This is a genomic window from Neobacillus niacini (genome assembly GCF_031456445.1).
GTDB classification, from domain to species: Bacteria; Bacillota; Bacilli; order Bacillales; family Cytobacillaceae; genus Neobacillus; species Neobacillus niacini_I.
The window spans coordinates 19,262-39,947 of sequence record NZ_JAVDUQ010000022.1 but is presented as its reverse complement, the minus strand read 5'-3'; the positions used below and the strand labels follow the sequence as shown (position 1 = coordinate 39,947).

Here is a 20,686-nt window from a genome sequence, read left to right as displayed (position 1 = left end):
TTATATCAGCCTTGATTCTGTTGAATAAGCAAACTTGAAAAGTATTTTCTTGCATTTGCATTTCCAATCAGAAGTGTTTCTGTTTTATTTTCTTCAGGATGAACAAAATCTACGGTTGAACCATTTAAATGTTCATTGACTCCATGTATCCGAAAACCTTTTTGAATAAGAAAATCGATTTTATCCCGTTCATCTAGAAACTGATGATATTCTGACATGGTATCCCCCCTTTATTTCATTCTACATATAACTTATTGTTTCCTTCCGAAAATATCGAATCAGCAATTGTTTAATAAAACAATTGCTGATTCGTAGATGTATTTTAGTTAATCGGTAATGATTCGCTTTGAATGACAGGCGTATTGTATTTTGCTCTCTTTAAAAATTGACCTGATCCTGGTTTTGCAACCAACTGCTTATCGCGGACAATAAATTCGCCACGAACCATTACGGAAACCGGTTCACCCGTAACCTTCATGCCCTCAAAGGCATTATAGTCAACAGCCAAATGATGGGTTTCAGCAGAAATCACGCGTTCAACAATTGGATCAAAAATGACAATATCGGCATCTGCCCCCACTGCGATGGTTCCTTTTTTCGGGAATAAACCAAAAAGTTTAGCAGCCCTTGTGGAAGTGAGTTCAACAAATTGGTTTAGGCTGATTCTGCCTTTCTTCACACCTTCAGAAAATAGGATGGAAAGACGGTCTTCAACGATTGGTCCACCGTTTGGAATTTTCGAGAAATCACCGCGGCCTAATTCTTTTTGCCCTTTAAAATCAAATGAGCATTGGTCAGAACCAAGTGTTTGCAGCTCGCCATTTTTCAAAGCATTCCAAAGCACATCCTGATTCCACTTTTCTCTTAGAGGCGGCGACCAAACATACTTTGCTCCCTCAAAATTTGGTTTTTCCATATAACTTTGATCAAGGACTAAGTATTGCGGGCAAGTTTCACCCCAAACATTAAAGCCCTTTCTGCGTGCTTCAGCAATTTGCTCTACTGCATCAGCACAAGTAACGTGCACGACATACAATTGAGAGTTTGCCAGTCCGGCTAACTTCGCCGCGCGCCCGGTAGCTTCACCTTCTAATTCTTGAGGTCTTGTTAACGCATGATAAATCGGATCGGTATTTCCATCAGCCAGCGCCTTTTTCGTTAAATAATCGATAACATCACCGTTCTCGGCATGAACCATAACAAGTGCGCCATGTTCTTTCGCGAAAGCAAGTGTCCTGAATAAAGTTTCATCATCTGCTTGTAAGACATTTTTATAAGCCATGAAAACCTTAAAGGAAGTAATTCCTTCTTCATTAATGACTTGTGGGAGCTGGGCAAGAACCTCGTCATTAATCTCGCCAATCATTAAGTGGAAGCCATAATCGATGACTGCTTTATCGTCCGCCTTTTCATGCCAGGTTTGGATAGCATTTTTTAATGGGACTCCTTTGTCTGTTAAGCAAAAATCAATAACGGTTGTCGTCCCGCCAAAAGCCGCACCAATTGTCCCTGTTTTAAAATCATCCTTTGTAACGGTACCGCCAAAAGGCATGTCGAAATGAGTATGAGGGTCCACCCCGCCAGGGAATACGTAACAGCCCTTTGCATCAATAACCTCAGCTCCAAGGGTTGGGAGGTTCGTCCCAATTTGTGCTACTTTTCCATCTTCGATTAAAATCTCCGCTTGAAAGATATCGGAAGCTGTGACAACTGTTCCATTTTTAATTAATTTTTTCATTGGAATAACCCTCCTATTTTATATCAACCTTACATTCAGTAGCTGCATTTAGTGCTGCTTGGCGCTGGTTCCATGTCATTGGCGGCAGTTCGTTTGGAACCTCAATCATGTCGATTGCTCCATCAACCGGGCAGACAATCGAACATAAATTACAACCGACACAATCCTCTTCACGTACTTTGAGATAGCCCTTTCCATTTGCATCAGTCAGCATATCGATACATTGGTGGGATGTATCTTCACACGCAATATGGCATTTATTACAGTTAATACAAACATCAGTATTAATTTTTGCTACAATATTATAGTTAAGGTCCAAATTACCCCAATCCGAATATTTTGGAACTGATTTACCAACAATTTCTGTGACGGAGGAAATACCCTTTTGATCTAGATAATGACTCAAGCCCTCAATCATGTCTTCAACAATTCGGAAGCCGTGATGCATGGCCGCTGTACATACCTGAACACCTGTTGCACCCATGAGCAAGAACTCTACAGCATCCTGCCAATTTGAAATTCCGCCGATTCCGGAGATTGGTACGTTGATTCGAGGATGGCGGGCACATTCCGCCACCATGTTGAGGGCAATTGGTTTAACAGCAGGACCGCAATAGCCGCCGTGAGCACCTTTACCGGCAACATGCGGAATCGTATTCCAAGTGTCGAGATCAACCCCAGCCAAGCTATTAATGGTGTTAATCATACTGATGGCATCAGCACCACCCTGAACAGCTGCTTCAGCCGTTGCCGTAATATCGGTAATATTCGGCGTTAATTTTACAATGACTGGTGTTTTTGCAACCTCTTTAACCCAGAAGGTTTGCTTTTCCACTAGGGCCGGTACCTGTCCGGAAGCAGCCCCCATTCCCCGCTCTGCCATACCGTGGGGACAGCCGAAGTTTAGCTCAAGACCGTCCACCCCAACATCCTCGACACGCTTGACAATTTCATGCCATTTTTCCTGTTTTGGCTCGACCATCAAGGAGGCGATGATCGCATGATTCGGGAAGCGTTTTTTTGTTTCATAGATTTCTTTTAAATTGACGTCCAATGGCCGGTCGGTAATTAATTCAATATTATTAAAGCCTGCGACTCTTTGCCCGTTAAAGCTAACAGCCGCAAACCTGGAAGATACATTCAAAATCGGGTCACCTAAGGTTTTCCAAACAGCTCCCCCCCAACCGGCTTCAAATGCCCGCTGTACCTGGTAGCCTGAATTCGTAGGAGGTGCCGAAGCAAGCCAGAACGGATTTGGAGACTTGATCCCCGCAAGATTAATTCGTAAATCTGCCATCCTTTTTACTCCCTTCCATTTCCAAATAATATCAACCTATTAAACTGTTTCTACTACAGTGAATTGTTTGTGAATGGCGTAAGCAACCTGTTTTCCTTGCTGGGCCGCTGTAACAACCATCGCATCGCCTTTTCCTTTACCGAACACAATATCACCGCAGGCAAAAATATTTGCTTCAGAGGTTTGGAAGGTTACCTGATTGACTTGAACGACTCCGCCTTTATGCTCAAGTCCAAGCGACTCAATTAACGGTAGATGTCTGGTTTGTCCAATAGCTTTTACTACCGCATCAACCGGCAGGATAAATTCAGAGCCTTCGATTGGAACAGGGCGGCGGCGCCCATCTTTTTCCGGTTCACCAAGCATCATTTTTATGCACTCAATACCGGTTACCTTCCCATTTTTTCCAAGAATCCGGTTCGGTGCTGTTAACCAGCGGAACTCGACTCCATCCTGTTTGGCAAATTCATATTCGAAGTCATAAGCGGTCATTTCCTCTTCCGTTCTCCGGTAGAGAATTTTTACATTTTCAGCGCCCAAACGAACGGAACAGGTTGCACCATCAATGGCGGTATTCCCCGCCCCAATGACCACTACACGCTTTCCAACAAAGTCATTTTTGAGCTGTCCGCCCTTAGTTGCCTTTACAAATTCGATTGCATCATGCACACCTTCGAGTTCCTCTCCTTCAATACCAAGGTTCGGAACATGCGCCATTCCCGCTGCTAAAACAATCAGATCAAAATTTTCCTTTAAATATTCTGGTGACACATCTCTGCCCACCATCGTATTCGTCTTGATTTTGACATTCAATTTTTCAACTTGATTGACTTCCCAGAAGGAAATGGATTGTGGCAAACGGAAGGAGACAATCCCAAAGGTATTCAATCCGCCCGCTTTTTCTGCTGATTCGAAAATCGTTACATCATACCCAAACCGGGCAAGTTCCCTGGCAGCTGATAATCCCGCAGGACCGCCGCCGATAATGGCAACTGATTTCCCGTTAGACTCACCAGGCTGGAAGAGAGTTTGTTCATTTTGAATCGCCCAATCGGTCGCATATCTTTGCAGGTTGCCAATCATAATCGGCTTTGTAGAATGATTTAAGACACACGCACCCTCACAAAGCTCCTCTGTAGGACATACCCTTGCACAGCTAGCGCCAACGGGGTTGGAGGACATAATCGTTTTCGCTGATCCAAGCAAATTTCCAGAGGCAATTTTTTTAATAAATGTTGGAATATCAATCCCGGTTGGGCAGGCCTTTATACACGGAGCATCATAACAATAAAGGCATCGGTTTGCCTCTTCAATTGCTTCACGGTTTGTTAGGGCTGATTCAACTTCTTGAAAGTTTTTTTCAAGATTGGTTAAGGAAATACGCTGCATGTTTTCACTTGCCAATGAGAAACCCTCCTTATATATGAATAGGATTCTAGTAAAAATGAAAGCGCTTTACAAAATAACGATTGGTTTACTAGATTTGAAAAATTCAGCCCCCTTTTCCAAAAAATACTACAGAAAATTCTGCATCTTAATTCTATTTTACAGACCTTAAAAATGCATTTCATTACACAATCTGTAAAATAATGTAAGCTTTTTATTAACCAATATGTAAAATGAATTTTCTGACTAAAATGAATGAAAAACGAGTAAATGATGTTAAATGTGCAGGTTTAGAAATGAAAAACAAAATTTGTGAGGTGATCGTACTTTGTACTCTTTCGAATACTATATCAATTTATCATAATCAAATTAAAAAAAATGTAAAAATATAGCGAATAAATTTATTTAATCTCTACTTTTGAGCAATAAACATTTCGACATCGTCTAAAAAAATGTCGAAAACAACAAAAAGTGCTCTAATCAACTCAGAGCACTTTTTGTAAAATTCCATTGATTTGCTTTTTTAACCCATTCCGCAACCGTAACGGTTCGTTTTGCTTGATGTTTTCCTGCGGCCAGTACATCTTCCAGCATGTTTCCGTTGTGGTCATGACTAAACAAGAAGTTTTCATTCTACAATTGAATTTGAAATTGATCCAGTAAATAATTTGCTAATTTCTCGGACTCCACGCGAGCAGCAACAAAAGGCGGTCGAACATCTATGGCTCCTTCAAATGGTACCCCCAGCCATAAAGTATGTTCATCGATCATCAAAAAAGGGAAGGAAGGACTGTTCATGAACCATTCATTAGGTTGTAGATTTGCCCACTGCCGGGGAGATAAAATCGTCAATCGAACATGGTTATTACGGTTCATTAATTTCTTCTGCCAATGTTCAGGCAGAACGGTATGCGCCGGTAGCGATAATATAATCGAGCTCTTTGCACTATCAAGATCCTGAAAAATCTTCTCCAGTTTTAATGCATGTACCCACTGTAGCCGGGGAAGCTGATGTTGAATCCATTTCCCAATCTCTCTTTGCGTTACAGTTTGATTTTGTTTTACCTGATATTCAACAAGCTGCCTTAAGGTTTTCCCATGATAAACATGTTTACGGATAAACATCTGATTACTCACATGTATGAATTTCCCTTTTGTCCTTGTTATCGCAACATTGATGAGCCGTTCACTATCCTTGCCAATTAACAGCATTCCAGACCGTTCCTGCGGTCCGCCATCAACGGTATCAAACACCATTACATCGCGCTCGCTTCCTTGAAACCGATGGACAGTGGCAGCGATAATATCAGCGGTCATCCGTTCATTTTGATACAAATCATCCAATAAAAGCTCCATTAAATTTGCCTGAGCGCGGTATGGAGTCACATAACCAATTGATTTTGCTCCTGCTAAATAGGATTCATGAATTAATTGGAAGGAAAGCAAAAGCTGCCATACGTTCATACGAGAATTTGAGGTCCGGTCCGTCATACAGTAGTCTCCTGTAAAGCTTGTGTCTACCATAAGCGATGCTTTTTGCGGGAATGGTGCTTTTTCAACAATTTGATTGCGGCTTTTCTGAACACTTACATGATCCCCGACCAGCGACTGATAAATATAGCGATTGGTAAATGCCGAAATATCCGGATGCATTCGTCTTTGTTCTTTTAGTAAAAATAAATGAGGATGAAGCTCCCCTTTTTTCACCCAATCCACGATACCTGCCCGATGAAACACATCCTCTCTCAGCCATTTCTCGACTAACGCATCACGGCTAGAGGCAATTGGCGGCAATTGTTTAAAATCACCGCAAATAATCACGCGTTTTCCGAGCGTTGCAGCAAATGCAGCTTGAGGAACATATGCCATACTTGCTTCATCCAGAATGACCACATCAAAATCTTTTTCATAAATAGAGGCATCACTGGCTGCTTTCGCAAGTGTCGTACCGACAATTAGTGCATCCTTGACAAATTGCAATTCTTTTTGACGAATCTTTTCTAATACCTTGGCAATTTTTGTTTCAAGCTCTAAAAGCTGATTGGAATCTCGTTTACTAAATGAACGAGCTAAGTCCTGTTTCAACATCCGTCGTTCTTCCAATAAGAAGTTTTTATTCTCAGCTAGTCCAGGGTCCTGCTTTTCAATTAACTGGCTAGTGGTCAGAACTTCCCCATCAGGCAGACCACCCCCTGCTTGGAATCCATAGCGAAGGACATCCCCCTCCTGAAAGAGCTGCTTTTTTTTAATAAAACGAGAAATTTCACTAATTAATACATTCACAGCTTGATTGCTGTGCGAAAGGATCAAGACTCTTTTTTTCTGAAAATATTTATTTGCCGCCACTCGAGCAAGCGTGTACGTTTTGCCAGTCCCAGGCGGTCCCCAAACAAATGTTACAGGATTGTATTTAGATCGTAACACCAATTCATGGACATTACTTTTGATTTTTTCAACTGGATGCTTGGCGGGCATTGAAGGGTCCATTAGCCTTCTTACTCTAATACGTTTTTGCTTGCTTTTTTTTATTCCATCCAAGCGTTGAATAAGCTGTTCCAATAGTTCCCACGGATCATGAAATAAAAAAGCCTCCGGAATCAAATCTCCCCAAGCTTGTTCTAGGGCAATGATGATTCCTCTGCCCTCTGATGATAAAATCCGCCCGTTTTGTTTTAACCCGCCCCACTCTATTTTTATAGATGACCCCACAGGAATTTTTAATGGGGTTGATGTATCAAAATAATAAGTAAAAACATGGTCGTTTGTTAAAAAACGCCCGTTTGAAACAATATGCTTATTACTGCCGAATTTTTTTAAATAATTGATCTCATTTTGCAGTGTTTGCTGCCATTCTTTTATTAATGTAATGGTTGAATTCATTAAATCCTTCCTTATAAATTATTATCTAAATACGAAAATTCCGAGGATTCCTGCCATGATAATCACAATCGACGGATGGAGTTTTAAAAATAGCAGAGAACATAAGGATACCGCAAAAATGATGAACATACGCAGCATCTTTGTTGAAAAATCAAAGGCAATAACCCCATTTGAGAGCGCAAAATTGATGGCTGCATAAATAATTAAACTGGTAACAATCGGACGCAGCCCATAAAAGGCTGAAGTAATGAGTGGATGATCTTTCACTTTTTCATAATTTTTAGCCATCACGAGAATGAAAATTAGGGATGGAAGCGTAATCGCCAGAGAAGAAATCAGCGCACCGTAAATCCCTCCAATATGATACCCTACGGATGTCGCACTATTTGAGGCAATCGAACCGGGAGCCATACCGGCTAATCCAACAAAATCGGTAAATTCAGAGGTGGTCAGCCAGCCGCGCTGTGTCACTTCCCGTTCAATAATAGGGATCATCGCATAACCGCCGCCAAAAGAAACAGCACCGATCACGAAAAATAATAAAAATAATTCCAGTAACATGCCATTCCCTCCTACCCTGCTTTTTTACCGTTTTGTGGATCCTTTATTTTTTCTAATCGAACAGCGATCCCTAACCATTTTTTCGCTTTGATAATCATCATTCCGGATAATGCTCCTAAAAAAAGCGCGATGATGGGATGTATTTGGAAAACCAACATCATCACAACCATGCCTGCACAGAGGATAAAAGTTGATTTATCCAATAAGGCTGTTTTTGATATTTCGATGGCAGCATAGACGATTAAAGCTACTACAGCGGCACGAATCCCCAGGAAAGCTGCCTCAAAATAGGAATGACCTTTAAATAAAATAAAAAAGATGCTGAGAAAACATACAATCAATACAGTTGGTAAAAGAATACCCGCCAATGCTGCGATGGCGCCCCATATCCCTCCAAACCGATAACCAATAAAGGTGGCACAATTCACGGCAATCGCCCCTGGTGCTGTACCGGACAAAGCAAAGATATCGGAAACTTCCTTCATTTTCAGCCATTGTTTTTTAAGAACAAATTGCCTTTCAATTAACGGAATCATTGCATACCCTCCGCCAAAGGTCACGGGGGCAATTTTAAAAAAGATCCAAAATAATTCAATTAATAATTTCCAATTTGGTTTCATCACAAGCCAACTTTCCTGAATAAGCATTGAGATTACTTTTCTATTATAATATAAAAAAGAAGATTCCTTTTGTTATCAGAAAATTGTCATTAGGTTCATAAAAAAAGCAGTCGTTTGTAATAACGACTGCTTTTTTCTTAGTTTAAATACTATGTTGTGCTAACTTTTCTTCTCTCTCAGCTTCCTGCCATCCTTTGCAAACATCTACCCAGCCTTTTGCAAAAGAATATTGGAATAATTCATCGATTGCTAATTCGATGGCCGAGTTGGAACTTCCGCAAGCCGGGAACAGCGTATGAAACCGTTTCATCGAAACATCCAAGCACACATCCAAATCATTAGCTAATCCGAAAGGGCATACCCCTCCAATCGCATGTCCCGTTTGTTCGAGCACTTCGTCGGGATTAAGCATCCTTGCTTTAAAGCCAAAAGTTTGGCGAAATTTTTTGTTATCAATTTTTGCATCTCCTGCCGCAACAATTAAAATTGCTTTTTCCTCATCGCCCCTAAAGGACAATGTCTTTGCTATTCGAGCGGGAATCACACCAATGGCTTCAGCAGCCAACTCTACTGTAGCGCTTGAAGTTTCGAATTCCATAATATCCTGCTCACGATTCCATTGTTTAAAATGGACCTTTACACTTTCAAAAGACAACGTATTTCATCCTTTCCCTATCACTTTTATGTTGAATAATATCACAATTTAAAAAATAAACATAAGAATAGGCACACGGTTCCATATAACCCATGTGTCTTTTTCGTTATTATTCTGCTAATTACAATTTAATCTTTGTAGTAATATTTTGGAATCGCCATCCATTTCCCCTGTGAATATAAATAAGAATACCAGTAATTTTTTCAATTTTCCTTGGACATACTTATGAAGTATCTTTGTGAAAAAATACGAAATTTATGACAAGGAGGTCCAAAATGAACCACGAAAATCAATTCAGTGATTTTATAAATGAGCTATCTTTACAAACCAAAATGGAAAATGTTTGGCTTAATACATGCGGTTCATGGCAAAACTGCACCGAATCAACCATTCAATCGTTTTTATCCCAATGCTTAGAATACAATATCGATCCACAGTTTTGCATGAGCTGGGTTGAACAGCATAAAAATGAAATCCCCAATTGGTCAGCCGTTTCCGAGATGTCTCTTGGCTGGGTAAATGAGCATACCTCGTCGGGGTCCCCATTTTCCATTCAAGATGAAGGACTTAGCTAAAGAAAAACAAGTCTTTGCGAATTGCGCAAAGACTTGTTTTTATAAATGAATGATTTTATAAAGCTTTTCAAGGCCATCCAATAATCGAGGTGACGGCCTGCAGTACAGTTCTTCTTCCAAAATTAGAATTTGGCTCTCACTCTTAAAATCTAGCTTTTCAAAGCCTTGACGCTTGGTGACCACACTTTTCTGCACCTTAGACTTGCGGACGCCAACCCAGGCAAGGCAAATAAAATCCGGTTTTCGAGTCAAAACATCTTCCCAATCCGTTTGAACACTGGCAAGTTCAACATCGTCAAAAATGTTTCTTGCTCCGGCTATTTCAGAAATCTCCGTCAGCCAATTGATTTTTCCCGGGGTAAAAATTGGTTTTGGCCACCATTCCCAATAAAGTGCCGGTCGATCTTGGGTCATCAAACCTCTTTCTTTAACCTTTTCTATTCTGTACCGAAATCTCTTGGCAGCTTCGATACCGCATTCTCTTTGTTGAAGAGCTTCAGCCGTTTTCATCAAATCTTCTTCAATATCGGATAAGGACTGCGGATTTAACACAATATGGGGGATTCCTCTTTCTTTAAGTGCCTCCACGTTTTTTTCCATCCCGGGTACACTTAAAGAGGCTAAAACCATATCCGGTTTCAATTCTTCAACCAGATCCATATTAATTGACAAATCCGGACCCAATCTCGGAAGATTGGCCATCGAAACCGGCCAATCAGAAAAATCATCAACTCCAACCAATAAATTTGATAATCCTAGGAATTCCATAATTTCTGTATTACTGGGGCACAAGGAAATAACTCGCACAGTTTCACCTCTCTCATGGTTTCTATAAATTTACCAGATCACTTGATTTTTTCAACCAGCTTAACTAAAAATTGATGGATGAGCTTATAGGCCTCACCAATAGATAAAGCCTCGTCGAATCCCTCTACATAGTTCAGAGCAAAATTCAAATCCCAAAGTCCGTCCTCATTGCTAAACAACAAATCGAATTTAGCGTCATTACCTTTTAAGTTATGATTTAACTCCTCTTTTAGAGCATTACCAAATTTCTTTTGAAGCCTTAATCCCAACATCACGTCATAGGTACCGAAAACATCATCCGCCTCTAAAGAAACCGCATCAACATGAATTTCTTCAAAGTGTTTGGACTCTATGTATAAAAATTCCTTGTTATTTTTTTTCAAGTAATCGAGGGGGTGGCTTAAAAATGAATGGGTTTCTTTAGCAATCAGTTCTTCTGTTTCTTTATTACAGCGTTCAATATAGGCATCTTCGAGTAGTAGTTGATTAGACATAAAAATCCTCCTCATTTCTTATAACTATATTATCCCAATAATAAGCCTTTAATAGCAACTTTTAAAATAACACAACCAGGGAGCAACGATTTAATATCGTTACTCCCTGGTTTCCTTCTAATTAATTTTCAGCTAATTTGGTGACAACCTTTTTGTCAGCTGCTCCCTGATGCGGATTCCCTGCCGGTTTAACCCTTTTAATAAAGAAGGCAAGAATCAGTGCAATACAGGCAATTCCAACAGAAACTAAGAAGGAGTCATTAATTCCTTCAAGCATCGCTTTCATAGCAATTTGTTGTTTCATTTCAGCTAATGCCTCTGGAGTTGGCTTTCCAGTCAAATGCTTCATCGCTGAAGCTGCCAAGTCTGTAGCATGCGTTTTTGTACGATTAGACATGATGGTAACTAATAATGCAGAGCCAATCGCACCGGAAACTTGCTGCAATGTACTGTTCATTGCTGTACCATGCGGATATTGATGGGCAGGCAATTGGTTTAATCCATTCGTCATAACCGGCATCATCACCATCGACATCCCGAACATCCTAGCTGAGTAAATAAGGATTAACTCCGTGTAAGATGTATGAAGTGTTAAGGTGCTTAAGAAGTAACTTGTGATAATCATAATGGATAAACCAATAATAGCTAATACACGTCCGCCATATTTATCAAATAATTTGCCGGTAATAGGTGACATAATCCCCATTAATATAGAACCAGGCAGCATAAGTAATCCAGATTTGATTGGCGAAATTCCGCGAATGGATTGAACATAGATTGGTAAAAGCAGCATCGCAGAAAACATGGCCATCGTGATGACAATTGAAATCGCCGATGATAATGTAAACATTGGATACTTGTAAATTCGGAAATTAAGCATTGGTACTTCAAGCTTTAATTGACGCCAAATGAATAGGACTAAAGAGATAGCTCCTACGATAATCGTTATATACACCTGCGGACTGTCCCAGCCTTTATTCCCCGCAGAACTAAAGCCGTACAATAAACCGCCAAAACCTATACTTGATAATAAAAAGGAAAGAAAATCAAGACGAATTTCCATATCTTTCTTTTTATCTTTTAGTAAGAAAATAGCAATCAAAACGACAATTGCAGCAATCGGTGTGACGAAATGGAAGAGCATTCTCCAGTCATAGTGTTCAATTAACCAACCTGATAAAGTAGGTCCAACTGCCGGAGCGAAGATGAAGACTAAACCGAAAAGCCCCATCGCTGCTCCCCTTTTTTCAGGAGGAAAGCTTGTTAACATGACGTTCATTAATAACGGCATCATAATCGCAGAGCCAGAGGCTTGAATCATCCTTGCCACTAATAAAATTGGAAAGGATGTTGCGAAACCTGCAAGAATCGTCCCTAATAAAAATAAACTCATGGCTGTTAAAAATAACCGCCTTGCCGTATACTTTTGAATTAAAAAGGCTGTTGCTGGAATCATGACTCCATTTACGAGCATATATCCGGTTGAAAGCCATTGAACCGTTGATGCGGAAACATCCAGGTCTTTCATAATGGACGGTAATGCTACATTTAAAAGTGTTTCATTTAACATGGAAATGAAAGCCCCAATCATCAGGATGGCAAGAATCCCGTATGGCGGGCGATTTGTCTGTTGAACAGATTGCTCCAAGGTAATACCCCCTATAAACTAATAGTTCATTTTTTTGAACTGTTATTTCACATAGACAATATCATATACCAGCAGTTCAATTTTTGCAATAAGAAAATTCCATGTTTTTCACAGGGTTTGTTTTAACAAAGAAAATAATGTACTATAGAATTATACAAGGGGTATAAAGTGAAACTTCAATCAGTGGGGGTTTTTTCCATCTCCCACTGATTGTTAGTTGAACCAATTGGGCTTTTACGAGCAGTTACCCCTCACTTATATCTTCAAATTTTAAAGCTTCGAAGAAGGGGTCATACTGCCCGTTAAAGCGGGATAAATTGAATTCAAGGTGATATTAATGAAAGATCGAAAGCAGCACGTGATTGAAAAAGCACATCAATTATTTATTGAGAAGGGATTCCAAGCAACGTCTATTCAGGATATTTTAGATTTTAGCGGAATTTCAAAAGGAACCTTCTATAATTATTTTTCTTCGAAGAACGAATTATTAATAGCCATTTTTAAATCCATTTTTAAAAACATGGACAGGGAGCGGAATGAGTTACTGATCGGACAAGACCCGTCTGATATTGAAATTTTTATTAAACAAATGGAAATACAAATGCGGTCTAATAAAAAGAATCGGCTTTTCACGCTTTTTGAAGAAGTAATGTTCTCGAATGATGCTGAAATGAAGGAATTTCTCAAAAGAGGACAATTTTTCATGCTCCGCTGGCTCTATAACCGATTTATTGACTTATTTGGCGAAGATAAAAAAGCCTATTTAATGGATTGCGCTATCATGTTTATGGGAATTTTGCAGCAAAACATCCATTTCGATCACCTTGCTAATGGCACAATTACAAATATCAGCAAGGTCGTCCGATACAGTGTTGAGAGGATGGTAGGCATAGTTGGTGAGGTTTTCGAATCAGGAAATTATTTAATCGGACCAGAACTGCTAGCAAACTGGATTCCTGAGTGTAAAGAAAATGGACGGGAGCTAAAAGACCAGTTGATTCAAATTAGGTCTGATTTAAAGAAAATGATTACAAAAAACAGCCCGAATGAAGAGGATCAAGAAAAATATCTCGAATTATTAAATTTTATTCAAGAAGAACTCATGCATATTAGATCACCACGGAAATATCTAATTGAGAGTGCCCTCGCGACCCTAAAATCGGAAATATCATATTATGCCGAAAAAGAACTCAACCAACTGGAAAAATTAATTTCCGATTACCGGTGACAGGTACCGCCCGTGGAATTTTTTTCTTTTTGTACGTGTGGGGTGGACACTTTAACCAATAAAAATGCAGTGGAATTTCAACTTAATTGATATCCACTGCTTTTTTTATATGCACTTATTTGGTTATAAATGAACTAGGCATAACAACAGCGATGACTTCGCCGCGGGCACAAAGTTCATCGTTTGCAAAGACTTCTGCATCCACTTTCCACTTTTTCGGATGAATTTCAGTAACCGTACCGACTGCTTTTAACGGGATCCCATGCGGTGTAGGTTTAAGAAAGTCTACCTTTAAGGAAGCGGTTACAAATCGAGGCGGCTCCGCTCCATCTCCAGCCTCATGGCCATTTTTTCGATGTAAAGCTAATGCAGCCGAACCAGTCCCGTGACAGTCAATCAGAGAAGCAATAATCCCTCCATAGACAAATCCAGGCAGGGCTAATTGGGCTGCTTCTGGTGAATAAATTGTTACAGTCTGATCACCTTGCCAACCGGTGCGAAAATGATGCCCCTCCTCATTCAAGCGGCCACAACCATAACACCAGGCAAAGTCATCTGGATATTCATCTTGAATCGCTTTGACAATTAGTTCTTCCACATACTCTCCCCCTTTTTCAAAAAAATTATATCATAATTTTTACCAAAAGGCTTTTTGGAAGCTTTTTCAGTTTCGACCTTCACCTCAACCAGCCAATAATCGCAGGTGTAATAAAAGGCTCGCCCATTTTAATATTAGCGAGCCAAAACCTATACATCTATACCCACCACATAGATGATGGTCTTTCCTCAATCAATACCGCTTTCAAATTACGAACTGCCCGCCTGAATCCTTCCTCAATTGACATTAACGGATCCTCATGTTCAATGCTGACCACATAATCATAGCCATAGGTACGTAAAGCACTCATCATATCAGACCAATCCTGAAGACTATGTCCGCAGCCAACGGAGCGAAAGGACCAGGCTCTAGTCTGCACACTTCCATACGGCTGCATATCAGTGAGACCATACATATTGACATTCTCCTGATCAATATACGTGTCTTTTGCATGAAAATGATGAATAGCCTGCTCTCTGCCAAGAATTTTAATCGCAGCAACCGGATCAATCCCCTGCCACCATAAATGGCTAGGATCAAGATTGGCACCAATCGCTTTAGAGGTTTCCTCCCTTAGCTTTAAAAGCGTATAGGGGGTATGAACGAGAAAACCGCCATGGAGCTCTAGACCAATTTTTACATTGCGGTCTTCAGCATATTTCCCCCATTCCTTCCAATATGGAATGAGCTTTTCTTCCCACTGCCATTTTAATACCTCACCATATTCATTTGGCCATGGGGCAACAGGCCAGTTTGGATATTTTGCTCCTTCATGGTCGCCCGCAGTTCCGGAAAAACAGTTTATAACGGGAACCTCCATCAATTCCGCTAGTTGTACGGTCTTTACATAGGTTTCATGTGATGTCCTTGCTAATTCTTTATCTGGAGAGAGTGGATTTCCGTGGCAACTAAAGGCACTTATAGTCAATCCACGCTTTTCTAACTGTTGCAGATAAACTGCACGTTTCTCCTTATTTTCAAGCAGCCCATCAAGGTCACAGTGTGCATCCCCCGGATAGTTCCCCGTACCAATTTCAACAGCAGTAAGACCGGATTCTTGGACATAATCGAGCATTTCTTCAAACTTCTTATCGGAAAACAACACCGTAAATACTCCAAGCTGCATAAATGATCACTACCTTTCTATTAAAATTTAATTCCGTTGCCAGATAGGCTGCTTTGATAAATCGCTTCAATAATTTGAGAAACCCTAACCGCTTCCTCTGGATTCACCACCAACTCAGCATGACCGAGACAAGCTTGGATAAAATTTTCTGCTTGTGGCACGTCCGGCTTATCCTCCCCTGGGATCCACGCAGCTTGGCTATTAAACAACATGCCATGTTTTGCATAGTTCAAGGTAAGCGGAAAAACCTCTAATCCACCTTTTTCACCGGAGATACTGACATTTTCAACCACATCTTCTTTAATATTATTGGACCATGATGTTTCAAAAAGCATCGATGCACCGTTTGAAAATTTGATATAGGCAGTAACATGATCATCGACATCAAAGGTTTGATGATCAAAAGACCCCCACTGGTTTACCTCTCCTTCTGTTTTGCTTAAGGCATTGTAGGTAGACCCGGAAACCTCAATCGGTTCCGCATTCCCCATTAACCAAAGGGCCAAATCGAGAAGATGACAACCATAATCGATTAAACTGCCGCCACCCTGTAATTCTTTATTGGTAAATACACCCCAACCTGGCACCTTGCGCCGGCGCAAGGCCTGCACGCGGACCACAAGCGGGTTCCCGATGTCCCCGGCTAAGAGGACTTTTTTAGCGGCTCTGGCCTCTTTCATAAAACGATAATGATAGGCAACAGCTAGAACTTTTCCTGACCTTTTTGCCGCCTCTGCCATTTGCCGGCATTCTGAAGCGGTCAGTGCCATTGGTTTTTCACATAGGACATGGATTCCGGCTTCAAGGGCAGCAACGGTAATTTCAGCATGGAACTTATTTGGTGTACAAATAACAATAGCATCGACATTTCTGAACATTTCTTGGTAAGATGGATAAACTTTTAAAATATTAAACTGGGAGGCAACCTGTTCGGCACGTACCTGATCAATGTCATAAACTCCCTCAATCGAGGCCATCACATTTAATTGTAAAAAGGTTGGGATATGGCGGTTGATAGCAATTCCTCCGGTACCGACAATCCCAATCCGCAGTTTACTCATAAAAACACCTCATTTAATCAATGCCTTTGTATCCAAATTCACAATTTGTTTCGTTTCATTGGATTCAAGAGCAGCTAAAATAACGTTTAAGGACTTCATTCCTTCTTCCCCGGTAATTAGCGGTTCAGTATCATTTAGAATGCAATCGACAAAATGCTCAATTACATGGGAGCTTTGCTGCCCCCCTTCTTCATTTGACTGAATTTTCCCCAGTTCATATTTTACGGTTTCACCATTTTTATAGTGAACAATCAATGAGCATTGCGGGTCTTCCTCCAGCCGAAGGATCGAATTTTCTCCGTAAATAATGGTAGAATTATCCTCCTTTGATACATAGGACCAGCTTGCCGCAAGAGTACCGACAATACCGGATTCAGTTTTCAGAATGCATACCGCGTTGTCATCGACATCACTATTGGTTTTTGCACTTGTTTCAACAAACGAGGCAACCTCAACAACTTCCTCCCCAAGTAAATAGCGGATTAAATCCGTTTTGTGTACACCGAGATCTCCCATTGCGCCAATAAATGCTTGCTCTTTTTTGAAAAACCAGCTCCGTGGTCCATCAGCACTCCATGTTTCTGGACCGGGATGGCCAAATGCCGTTCTAAAACTGTAGATTTTCCCTACTTCCCCGGTTTCAATTAGCTTTTTTGCCTTTTCATGGGAACGAACAAAGCGTTGATTGTGGGCAATCATCAGTTTTTTCCCGTTCGATTTTGCAGCAGCAATCATTGCTAACGCTTCCTCTTTTGATGTCGCCATTGGCTTTTCACAAAGCACATGTTTGCCTGCCTTTAATGCCGCAATGGAAATCGGTGCATGCAAATAATTGGGGGTACAAACGGAAACAGCATCAATATCTGCATCTGTAAGTAATTCCTCAAATTTCGTGAAAACTTTCGCCCCATACTTATGGGCAAACTCTTCTGCTCTTTCCTTCACAATGTCACAAACGGCGGCAATTTCAACATGTGGATTTGCTGCATATTCAGGGAGGTGACGGTGTTTTGCGATACTCCCACAGCCGATTACGGCAATTTTTAATTTACTCATCTCTTCGTTTCCCCCTTTTTCGTTATTTCACAGAAATCGCTTCTAATGGCTTAGCATTCCCATAAACTGGTCGGTTTCGTTTCACCGGTTGTGCCCATTTCACCGCATTCGTGATGACCTTTTGAATATCAGGATGATAATAGGTTGGATAGGTTTCATGACCAGGACGGAAATAGAAAATCCGCCCGTTTCCACGCTGATAGGTGCAGCCGCTGCGGAATACCTCTCCGCCTTCAAACCAGCTGACGAAAACTAATTGGTCTGGAGCCGGAATATCAAAATGCTCCCCATACATTTCTTCCTTTTCTAGTTCAATTGTTTCCCCAAGACCATCTACAATCGGATGACTTGGGTCGACCACCCAGATTCGTTCCTTATCATCCGCTTCCCGCCACTTTAAATCACACGAGGTCCCCATTAATTTTTTAAAAATCTTCGAAAAATGACCGGAATGAAGAATAATTAAGCCCATTCCATCCAAAACCCGTTGATGCACCTTATCAACAATTTCATCCGCTACTTCATGATGTGCGAGATGTCCCCACCAAACGAGAACATCCGTATTGCTGAGAACTTCGTCGGATAATCCATGTTCCGGCTCATCTAATGTCGCGGTTTTCACATCAAGTCCTTTATCCCCCAAGAATCCGGCAATGGCACCATGAATTCCCTGCGGATAAATTTCTTTGACAACAGGATTTTTTTGTTCATGGCGATTTTCATTCCAAACAGTAACCTTTACCATTGTTGTTCATCTCCAAATCTATTATTCTTTTACAGAACCAGACGTAAGTCCGGAAACAATTCTTCGTTGAAAAATAAGAACCATAATTACGAGCGGGATCGTCACAATCACTGTTGCTGCCGCAATTTCACCCCATGGAATCGTGAACTGCCCTTGGAACATGGCGATTCCAATCGGCACCGTTTTATATTTTTCATCCGTATTGATGGTCAGAGCAAACAAAAACTCATTCCAAGCCGCAATGAAGACAAGGATGGCGGTTGTAAAGATTCCCGGAACGGCAAGCGGCATGATCACCTTCCAAAAGGTTTGCATTAAGGAAGCTCCATCAATTTTAGCCGCTTCTTCCAAATCCAGGGGTATCTTTCTAAAGAAAGTCACCAGAATCCAAATAGAAAGTGGCAGTGTAAAGGTCGTATACGGAATAATTAACCCTAAATATGAGTTCGTAAGACCGACGTTTTTTAAGAAGATATAAATCGGTGAAATCGTCGCAATTTGCGGAAACATCGATACAGACAAAACGATTCCAAGGATAACGGTTTTTCCTTTAAACTGAAGCCTGGCAATTGCATATGCGGCAAACGAAGCCACAATAATGGTATAAACAGTTGTAACAGCAGCAACCACGGTACTGTTCCATAAATAATGTAAAAACGGATGCTTGGTAAAAACAGATATGTAATTCTCCAATGTCGGATGGGTCGTATAGGGAGTAAATGCCCTGTCTCCAAATAACTCTGAAGGAGGCTTTACAGAACTGATGAGCATCCATAAAAATGGAAACATGACAACAAATACAAACCCAACTAGAAACACATAAAAGAATGGACTCGCTTTTTTCTCCATGTTATCTTTCCTCCCCTAAAATTTGCTGTTCAATGAAATCTCCCTTATCTATCATTTAAAAGATCCCTGCCTAAAAACTTGATATAAATCATCGATATGATCACGACAAAGATAAACACAATGACAGAGAGAGCTGAACCGTGACCAAAATTCGTCTGAGAGAACATGACCTTATAAGCAAGAATTGAAATTGTCTCCGTAGAGTTGGCAGGTCCTCCACCGGTGAGAACATACACCAAGTCAAAAACACGGAAGGCATCAAGCGTTCTGAACAAAAGAGCAACTAGAATACTAGACTTTAAAAGTGGTAAGGTAATTTTAAAAAACTGCTTCCATTTTCCGGCTCCATCAATCGAGGCTGCTTCATAGAGGGAGGACGGTATCGTCTGCAAACCGGCCAATAGCAACAAGGCCATATAAGGAGTCGTCTTCCAAACATCCGAAAAAATCACGGAAAACATCGCCCCTGTATCTGTTACAAGCAGCTTTTCCATTTTATCTACCAACCCGAAGGTTTCAAAGAGCTTGGCAACGACACCATTTTGGCCATCATATAAAAATTTCCACATGAGAGCCGAAACGGCTGTTGGAATCGCCCATGGAATCAAAATACTTGCCCGAATGAGTCCTCTTCCAATAAATGCTTTGTTGATTAAAAGGGCAATGGCCAGTCCTAAGACTAATTCCACAAAAACGGAAATAACGGTAAAGGTGGTCGTATTCCCAATAGCCCTCCACATGCGCGAGCTTGTTAAATCATCCTTATAATGTTTTAACCCGATATAATTCGGTTCAATGATTGCATCACTATACCCGGAGGCTAAACCAAGGAGCTTTTTTTCTTGGGTAAATGTCACCGTTTTAGAGATTTGGAGTAGGTCACTACTCACAGATTTAGCTGTTTTCTTCAATTCTTCAGCAGTATTTTTGTCAATCTTTGCAAAACTAAGATCATCAGGCACCTGTTCAAAATTCATCAGTTTATCATTTACAGCTTCATATTTCTTTTTGAGGTTGGAATCACTTTCGAGTTTTTGGTCTAGTTTTTGCAGTTTTTCTTTGATGGTTGTAAGTTTGTCCGGAGCATTCCCTTTTTTAATTTCAGTGTCAATGGCCCCAATAAAGAATGGATAATTATTCAGATACCGTTCAAGATCCACCTGGTAACTTAAATGTACTTCCGATTTAGCCGGATTGTTTAACTTTAAATCAAACAAACTAAAATAAAAGGATTGGATAACAGGCCAGATGGCAATCAAGAAAATTAAGATCATAGCAGGTGCTACCAGATAATAGCCTGCTGTTTTTTCTGTAAACATGCCTTTTCGTTTTTTGGTAGTGGTAGCAGATGTTGTGATTTGG

Annotated in this window: 21 protein-coding genes; 2 read left to right on the top strand and 19 right to left on the bottom strand. The window is 40.6% G+C overall.

Features of this window, described 5'->3' with window-relative positions; all coding sequences use genetic code 11:
* Positions 1–5: 5 nt before the first annotated feature.
* The 9 genes from J2Y67_RS17305 to J2Y67_RS17265 form a co-directional block, all read right to left on the bottom strand.
* Complete coding sequence (locus J2Y67_RS17305) at positions 6–218, bottom strand: hypothetical protein (protein ID WP_310176084.1); 213 nt, start codon at positions 216–218, stop codon at positions 6–8.
* Between the two features lie 104 nt (positions 219–322).
* Positions 323–1,738, bottom strand: a complete 1,416-nt coding sequence (hydA, locus tag J2Y67_RS17300; protein ID WP_310176083.1) for a dihydropyrimidinase — start codon at positions 1,736–1,738, stop codon at positions 323–325.
* A gap of 13 nt (positions 1,739–1,751) precedes the next feature.
* Positions 1,752–3,035 carry an NAD-dependent dihydropyrimidine dehydrogenase subunit PreA gene (preA, locus tag J2Y67_RS17295; protein ID WP_310176081.1) on the bottom strand — a complete coding sequence of 428 codons (1,284 nt, stop codon included), beginning with the start codon at positions 3,033–3,035 and terminating at the stop codon, positions 1,752–1,754.
* Between the two features lie 39 nt (positions 3,036–3,074).
* Positions 3,075–4,424: an NAD(P)-dependent oxidoreductase gene (locus J2Y67_RS17290; RefSeq protein ID WP_310176131.1), complete on the bottom strand. Its 1,350-nt coding sequence runs from the start codon at positions 4,422–4,424 to the stop codon at positions 3,075–3,077.
* A 477-nt stretch (positions 4,425–4,901) separates the two neighbouring features.
* Positions 4,902–5,042 carry a hypothetical protein gene (locus J2Y67_RS17285; protein ID WP_310176137.1) on the bottom strand — a complete coding sequence of 47 codons (141 nt, stop codon included), beginning with the start codon at positions 5,040–5,042 and terminating at the stop codon, positions 4,902–4,904.
* Positions 5,043–5,054: 12 nt separating this feature from the next.
* Positions 5,055–7,301: a DEAD/DEAH box helicase gene (locus J2Y67_RS17280; RefSeq protein WP_310176080.1), complete on the bottom strand. Its 2,247-nt coding sequence runs from the start codon at positions 7,299–7,301 to the stop codon at positions 5,055–5,057.
* 21 nt (positions 7,302–7,322) lie between these two features.
* On the bottom strand, positions 7,323–7,862 hold the full coding sequence (locus tag J2Y67_RS17275; protein WP_310176079.1) for a chromate transporter: 540 nt from the start codon (positions 7,860–7,862) through the stop codon (positions 7,323–7,325).
* Between the two features lie 11 nt (positions 7,863–7,873).
* Positions 7,874–8,482, bottom strand: a complete 609-nt coding sequence (locus J2Y67_RS17270) for a chromate transporter (RefSeq protein ID WP_310176130.1) — start codon at positions 8,480–8,482, stop codon at positions 7,874–7,876.
* Positions 8,483–8,624: 142 nt separating this feature from the next.
* The gene (locus J2Y67_RS17265; RefSeq protein ID WP_310176078.1) at positions 8,625–9,137 is read right to left on the bottom strand and encodes a YbaK/EbsC family protein; all 513 of its coding nucleotides are present in this window, start codon (positions 9,135–9,137) and stop codon (positions 8,625–8,627) included.
* Between the two features lie 275 nt (positions 9,138–9,412).
* Between J2Y67_RS17265 and J2Y67_RS17260 the strand changes: the two genes are divergently transcribed.
* Positions 9,413–9,712 carry a hypothetical protein gene (locus J2Y67_RS17260; RefSeq protein WP_310176077.1) on the top strand — a complete coding sequence of 100 codons (300 nt, stop codon included), beginning with the start codon at positions 9,413–9,415 and terminating at the stop codon, positions 9,710–9,712.
* Positions 9,713–9,751: 39 nt separating this feature from the next.
* On the opposite strand, the gene J2Y67_RS17255 is transcribed toward J2Y67_RS17260, so the two are convergent.
* The 3 genes from J2Y67_RS17255 to J2Y67_RS17245 form a co-directional block, all read right to left on the bottom strand.
* Complete coding sequence (locus J2Y67_RS17255) at positions 9,752–10,519, bottom strand: cobalamin-binding protein (protein ID WP_310176076.1); 768 nt, start codon at positions 10,517–10,519, stop codon at positions 9,752–9,754.
* A 38-nt stretch (positions 10,520–10,557) separates the two neighbouring features.
* Complete coding sequence (locus J2Y67_RS17250) at positions 10,558–11,013, bottom strand: branched-chain amino acid aminotransferase (protein WP_310176075.1); 456 nt, start codon at positions 11,011–11,013, stop codon at positions 10,558–10,560.
* 121 nt (positions 11,014–11,134) lie between these two features.
* Entirely contained in the window at positions 11,135–12,661 is a 1,527-nt protein-coding gene (locus tag J2Y67_RS17245) for a DHA2 family efflux MFS transporter permease subunit (RefSeq protein WP_310176074.1), read from the bottom strand.
* Positions 12,662–12,998: 337 nt separating this feature from the next.
* On the opposite strand from J2Y67_RS17245, the gene J2Y67_RS17240 reads away from it, so the two are divergent.
* Positions 12,999–13,889: a TetR/AcrR family transcriptional regulator gene (locus tag J2Y67_RS17240; protein ID WP_310176073.1), complete on the top strand. Its 891-nt coding sequence runs from the start codon at positions 12,999–13,001 to the stop codon at positions 13,887–13,889.
* A gap of 115 nt (positions 13,890–14,004) precedes the next feature.
* On the opposite strand, the gene J2Y67_RS17235 is transcribed toward J2Y67_RS17240, so the two are convergent.
* The 7 genes from J2Y67_RS17235 to J2Y67_RS17205 form a co-directional block, all read right to left on the bottom strand.
* The gene (locus J2Y67_RS17235; protein WP_310176072.1) at positions 14,005–14,487 is read right to left on the bottom strand and encodes a PaaI family thioesterase; all 483 of its coding nucleotides are present in this window, start codon (positions 14,485–14,487) and stop codon (positions 14,005–14,007) included.
* A gap of 157 nt (positions 14,488–14,644) precedes the next feature.
* On the bottom strand, positions 14,645–15,613 hold the full coding sequence (locus J2Y67_RS17230) for a sugar phosphate isomerase/epimerase family protein (RefSeq protein ID WP_310176071.1): 969 nt from the start codon (positions 15,611–15,613) through the stop codon (positions 14,645–14,647).
* A gap of 20 nt (positions 15,614–15,633) precedes the next feature.
* Positions 15,634–16,674, bottom strand: a complete 1,041-nt coding sequence (locus J2Y67_RS17225; RefSeq protein ID WP_310176070.1) for a Gfo/Idh/MocA family protein — start codon at positions 16,672–16,674, stop codon at positions 15,634–15,636.
* 9 nt (positions 16,675–16,683) lie between these two features.
* Positions 16,684–17,730, bottom strand: a complete 1,047-nt coding sequence (locus J2Y67_RS17220; RefSeq protein ID WP_310176069.1) for a Gfo/Idh/MocA family protein — start codon at positions 17,728–17,730, stop codon at positions 16,684–16,686.
* 22 nt (positions 17,731–17,752) lie between these two features.
* Positions 17,753–18,475, bottom strand: coding sequence for a ThuA domain-containing protein (locus J2Y67_RS17215; protein WP_310176068.1), 723 nt, complete (start codon positions 18,473–18,475; stop codon positions 17,753–17,755).
* A 21-nt stretch (positions 18,476–18,496) separates the two neighbouring features.
* Positions 18,497–19,324 (bottom strand): carbohydrate ABC transporter permease, encoded by an 828-nt coding sequence (locus tag J2Y67_RS17210; RefSeq protein ID WP_310176067.1) that lies wholly within the window; start codon positions 19,322–19,324, stop codon positions 18,497–18,499.
* Positions 19,325–19,368: 44 nt separating this feature from the next.
* Positions 19,369–20,643 (bottom strand): carbohydrate ABC transporter permease, encoded by a 1,275-nt coding sequence (locus J2Y67_RS17205; protein WP_310176066.1) that lies wholly within the window; start codon positions 20,641–20,643, stop codon positions 19,369–19,371.
* Positions 20,644–20,686 lie beyond the last annotated feature (43 nt).

What these genes read in the sequence shown, in the direction of transcription:
- J2Y67_RS17305 (WP_310176084.1), bottom strand. Translation starts at nt 218, where the DNA reads ATGTCAGAATATCATCAGTTTCTAGATGAACGGGATAAAATCGATTTT.
- hydA (WP_310176083.1), bottom strand. Translation starts at nt 1,738, where the DNA reads ATGAAAAAATTAATTAAAAATGGAACAGTTGTCACAGCTTCCGATATC.
- preA (WP_310176081.1), bottom strand. Translation starts at nt 3,035, where the DNA reads ATGGCAGATTTACGAATTAATCTTGCGGGGATCAAGTCTCCAAATCCG.
- J2Y67_RS17290 (WP_310176131.1), bottom strand. Translation starts at nt 4,424, where the DNA reads ATGCAGCGTATTTCCTTAACCAATCTTGAAAAAAACTTTCAAGAAGTT.
- J2Y67_RS17280 (WP_310176080.1), bottom strand. Translation starts at nt 7,301, where the DNA reads ATGAATTCAACCATTACATTAATAAAAGAATGGCAGCAAACACTGCAA.
- J2Y67_RS17275 (WP_310176079.1), bottom strand. Translation starts at nt 7,862, where the DNA reads ATGTTACTGGAATTATTTTTATTATTTTTCGTGATCGGTGCTGTTTCT.
- J2Y67_RS17270 (WP_310176130.1), bottom strand. Translation starts at nt 8,482, where the DNA reads ATGAAACCAAATTGGAAATTATTAATTGAATTATTTTGGATCTTTTTT.
- J2Y67_RS17260 (WP_310176077.1), top strand. Translation starts at nt 9,413, where the DNA reads ATGAACCACGAAAATCAATTCAGTGATTTTATAAATGAGCTATCTTTA.
- J2Y67_RS17250 (WP_310176075.1), bottom strand. Translation starts at nt 11,013, where the DNA reads ATGTCTAATCAACTACTACTCGAAGATGCCTATATTGAACGCTGTAAT.
- J2Y67_RS17240 (WP_310176073.1), top strand. Translation starts at nt 12,999, where the DNA reads ATGAAAGATCGAAAGCAGCACGTGATTGAAAAAGCACATCAATTATTT.
- J2Y67_RS17230 (WP_310176071.1), bottom strand. Translation starts at nt 15,613, where the DNA reads ATGCAGCTTGGAGTATTTACGGTGTTGTTTTCCGATAAGAAGTTTGAA.
- J2Y67_RS17225 (WP_310176070.1), bottom strand. Translation starts at nt 16,674, where the DNA reads ATGAGTAAACTGCGGATTGGGATTGTCGGTACCGGAGGAATTGCTATC.
- J2Y67_RS17220 (WP_310176069.1), bottom strand. Translation starts at nt 17,730, where the DNA reads ATGAGTAAATTAAAAATTGCCGTAATCGGCTGTGGGAGTATCGCAAAA.
- J2Y67_RS17215 (WP_310176068.1), bottom strand. Translation starts at nt 18,475, where the DNA reads ATGGTAAAGGTTACTGTTTGGAATGAAAATCGCCATGAACAAAAAAAT.
- J2Y67_RS17210 (WP_310176067.1), bottom strand. Translation starts at nt 19,324, where the DNA reads ATGGAGAAAAAAGCGAGTCCATTCTTTTATGTGTTTCTAGTTGGGTTT.
- J2Y67_RS17205 (WP_310176066.1), bottom strand. Translation starts at nt 20,643, where the DNA reads ATGTTTACAGAAAAAACAGCAGGCTATTATCTGGTAGCACCTGCTATG.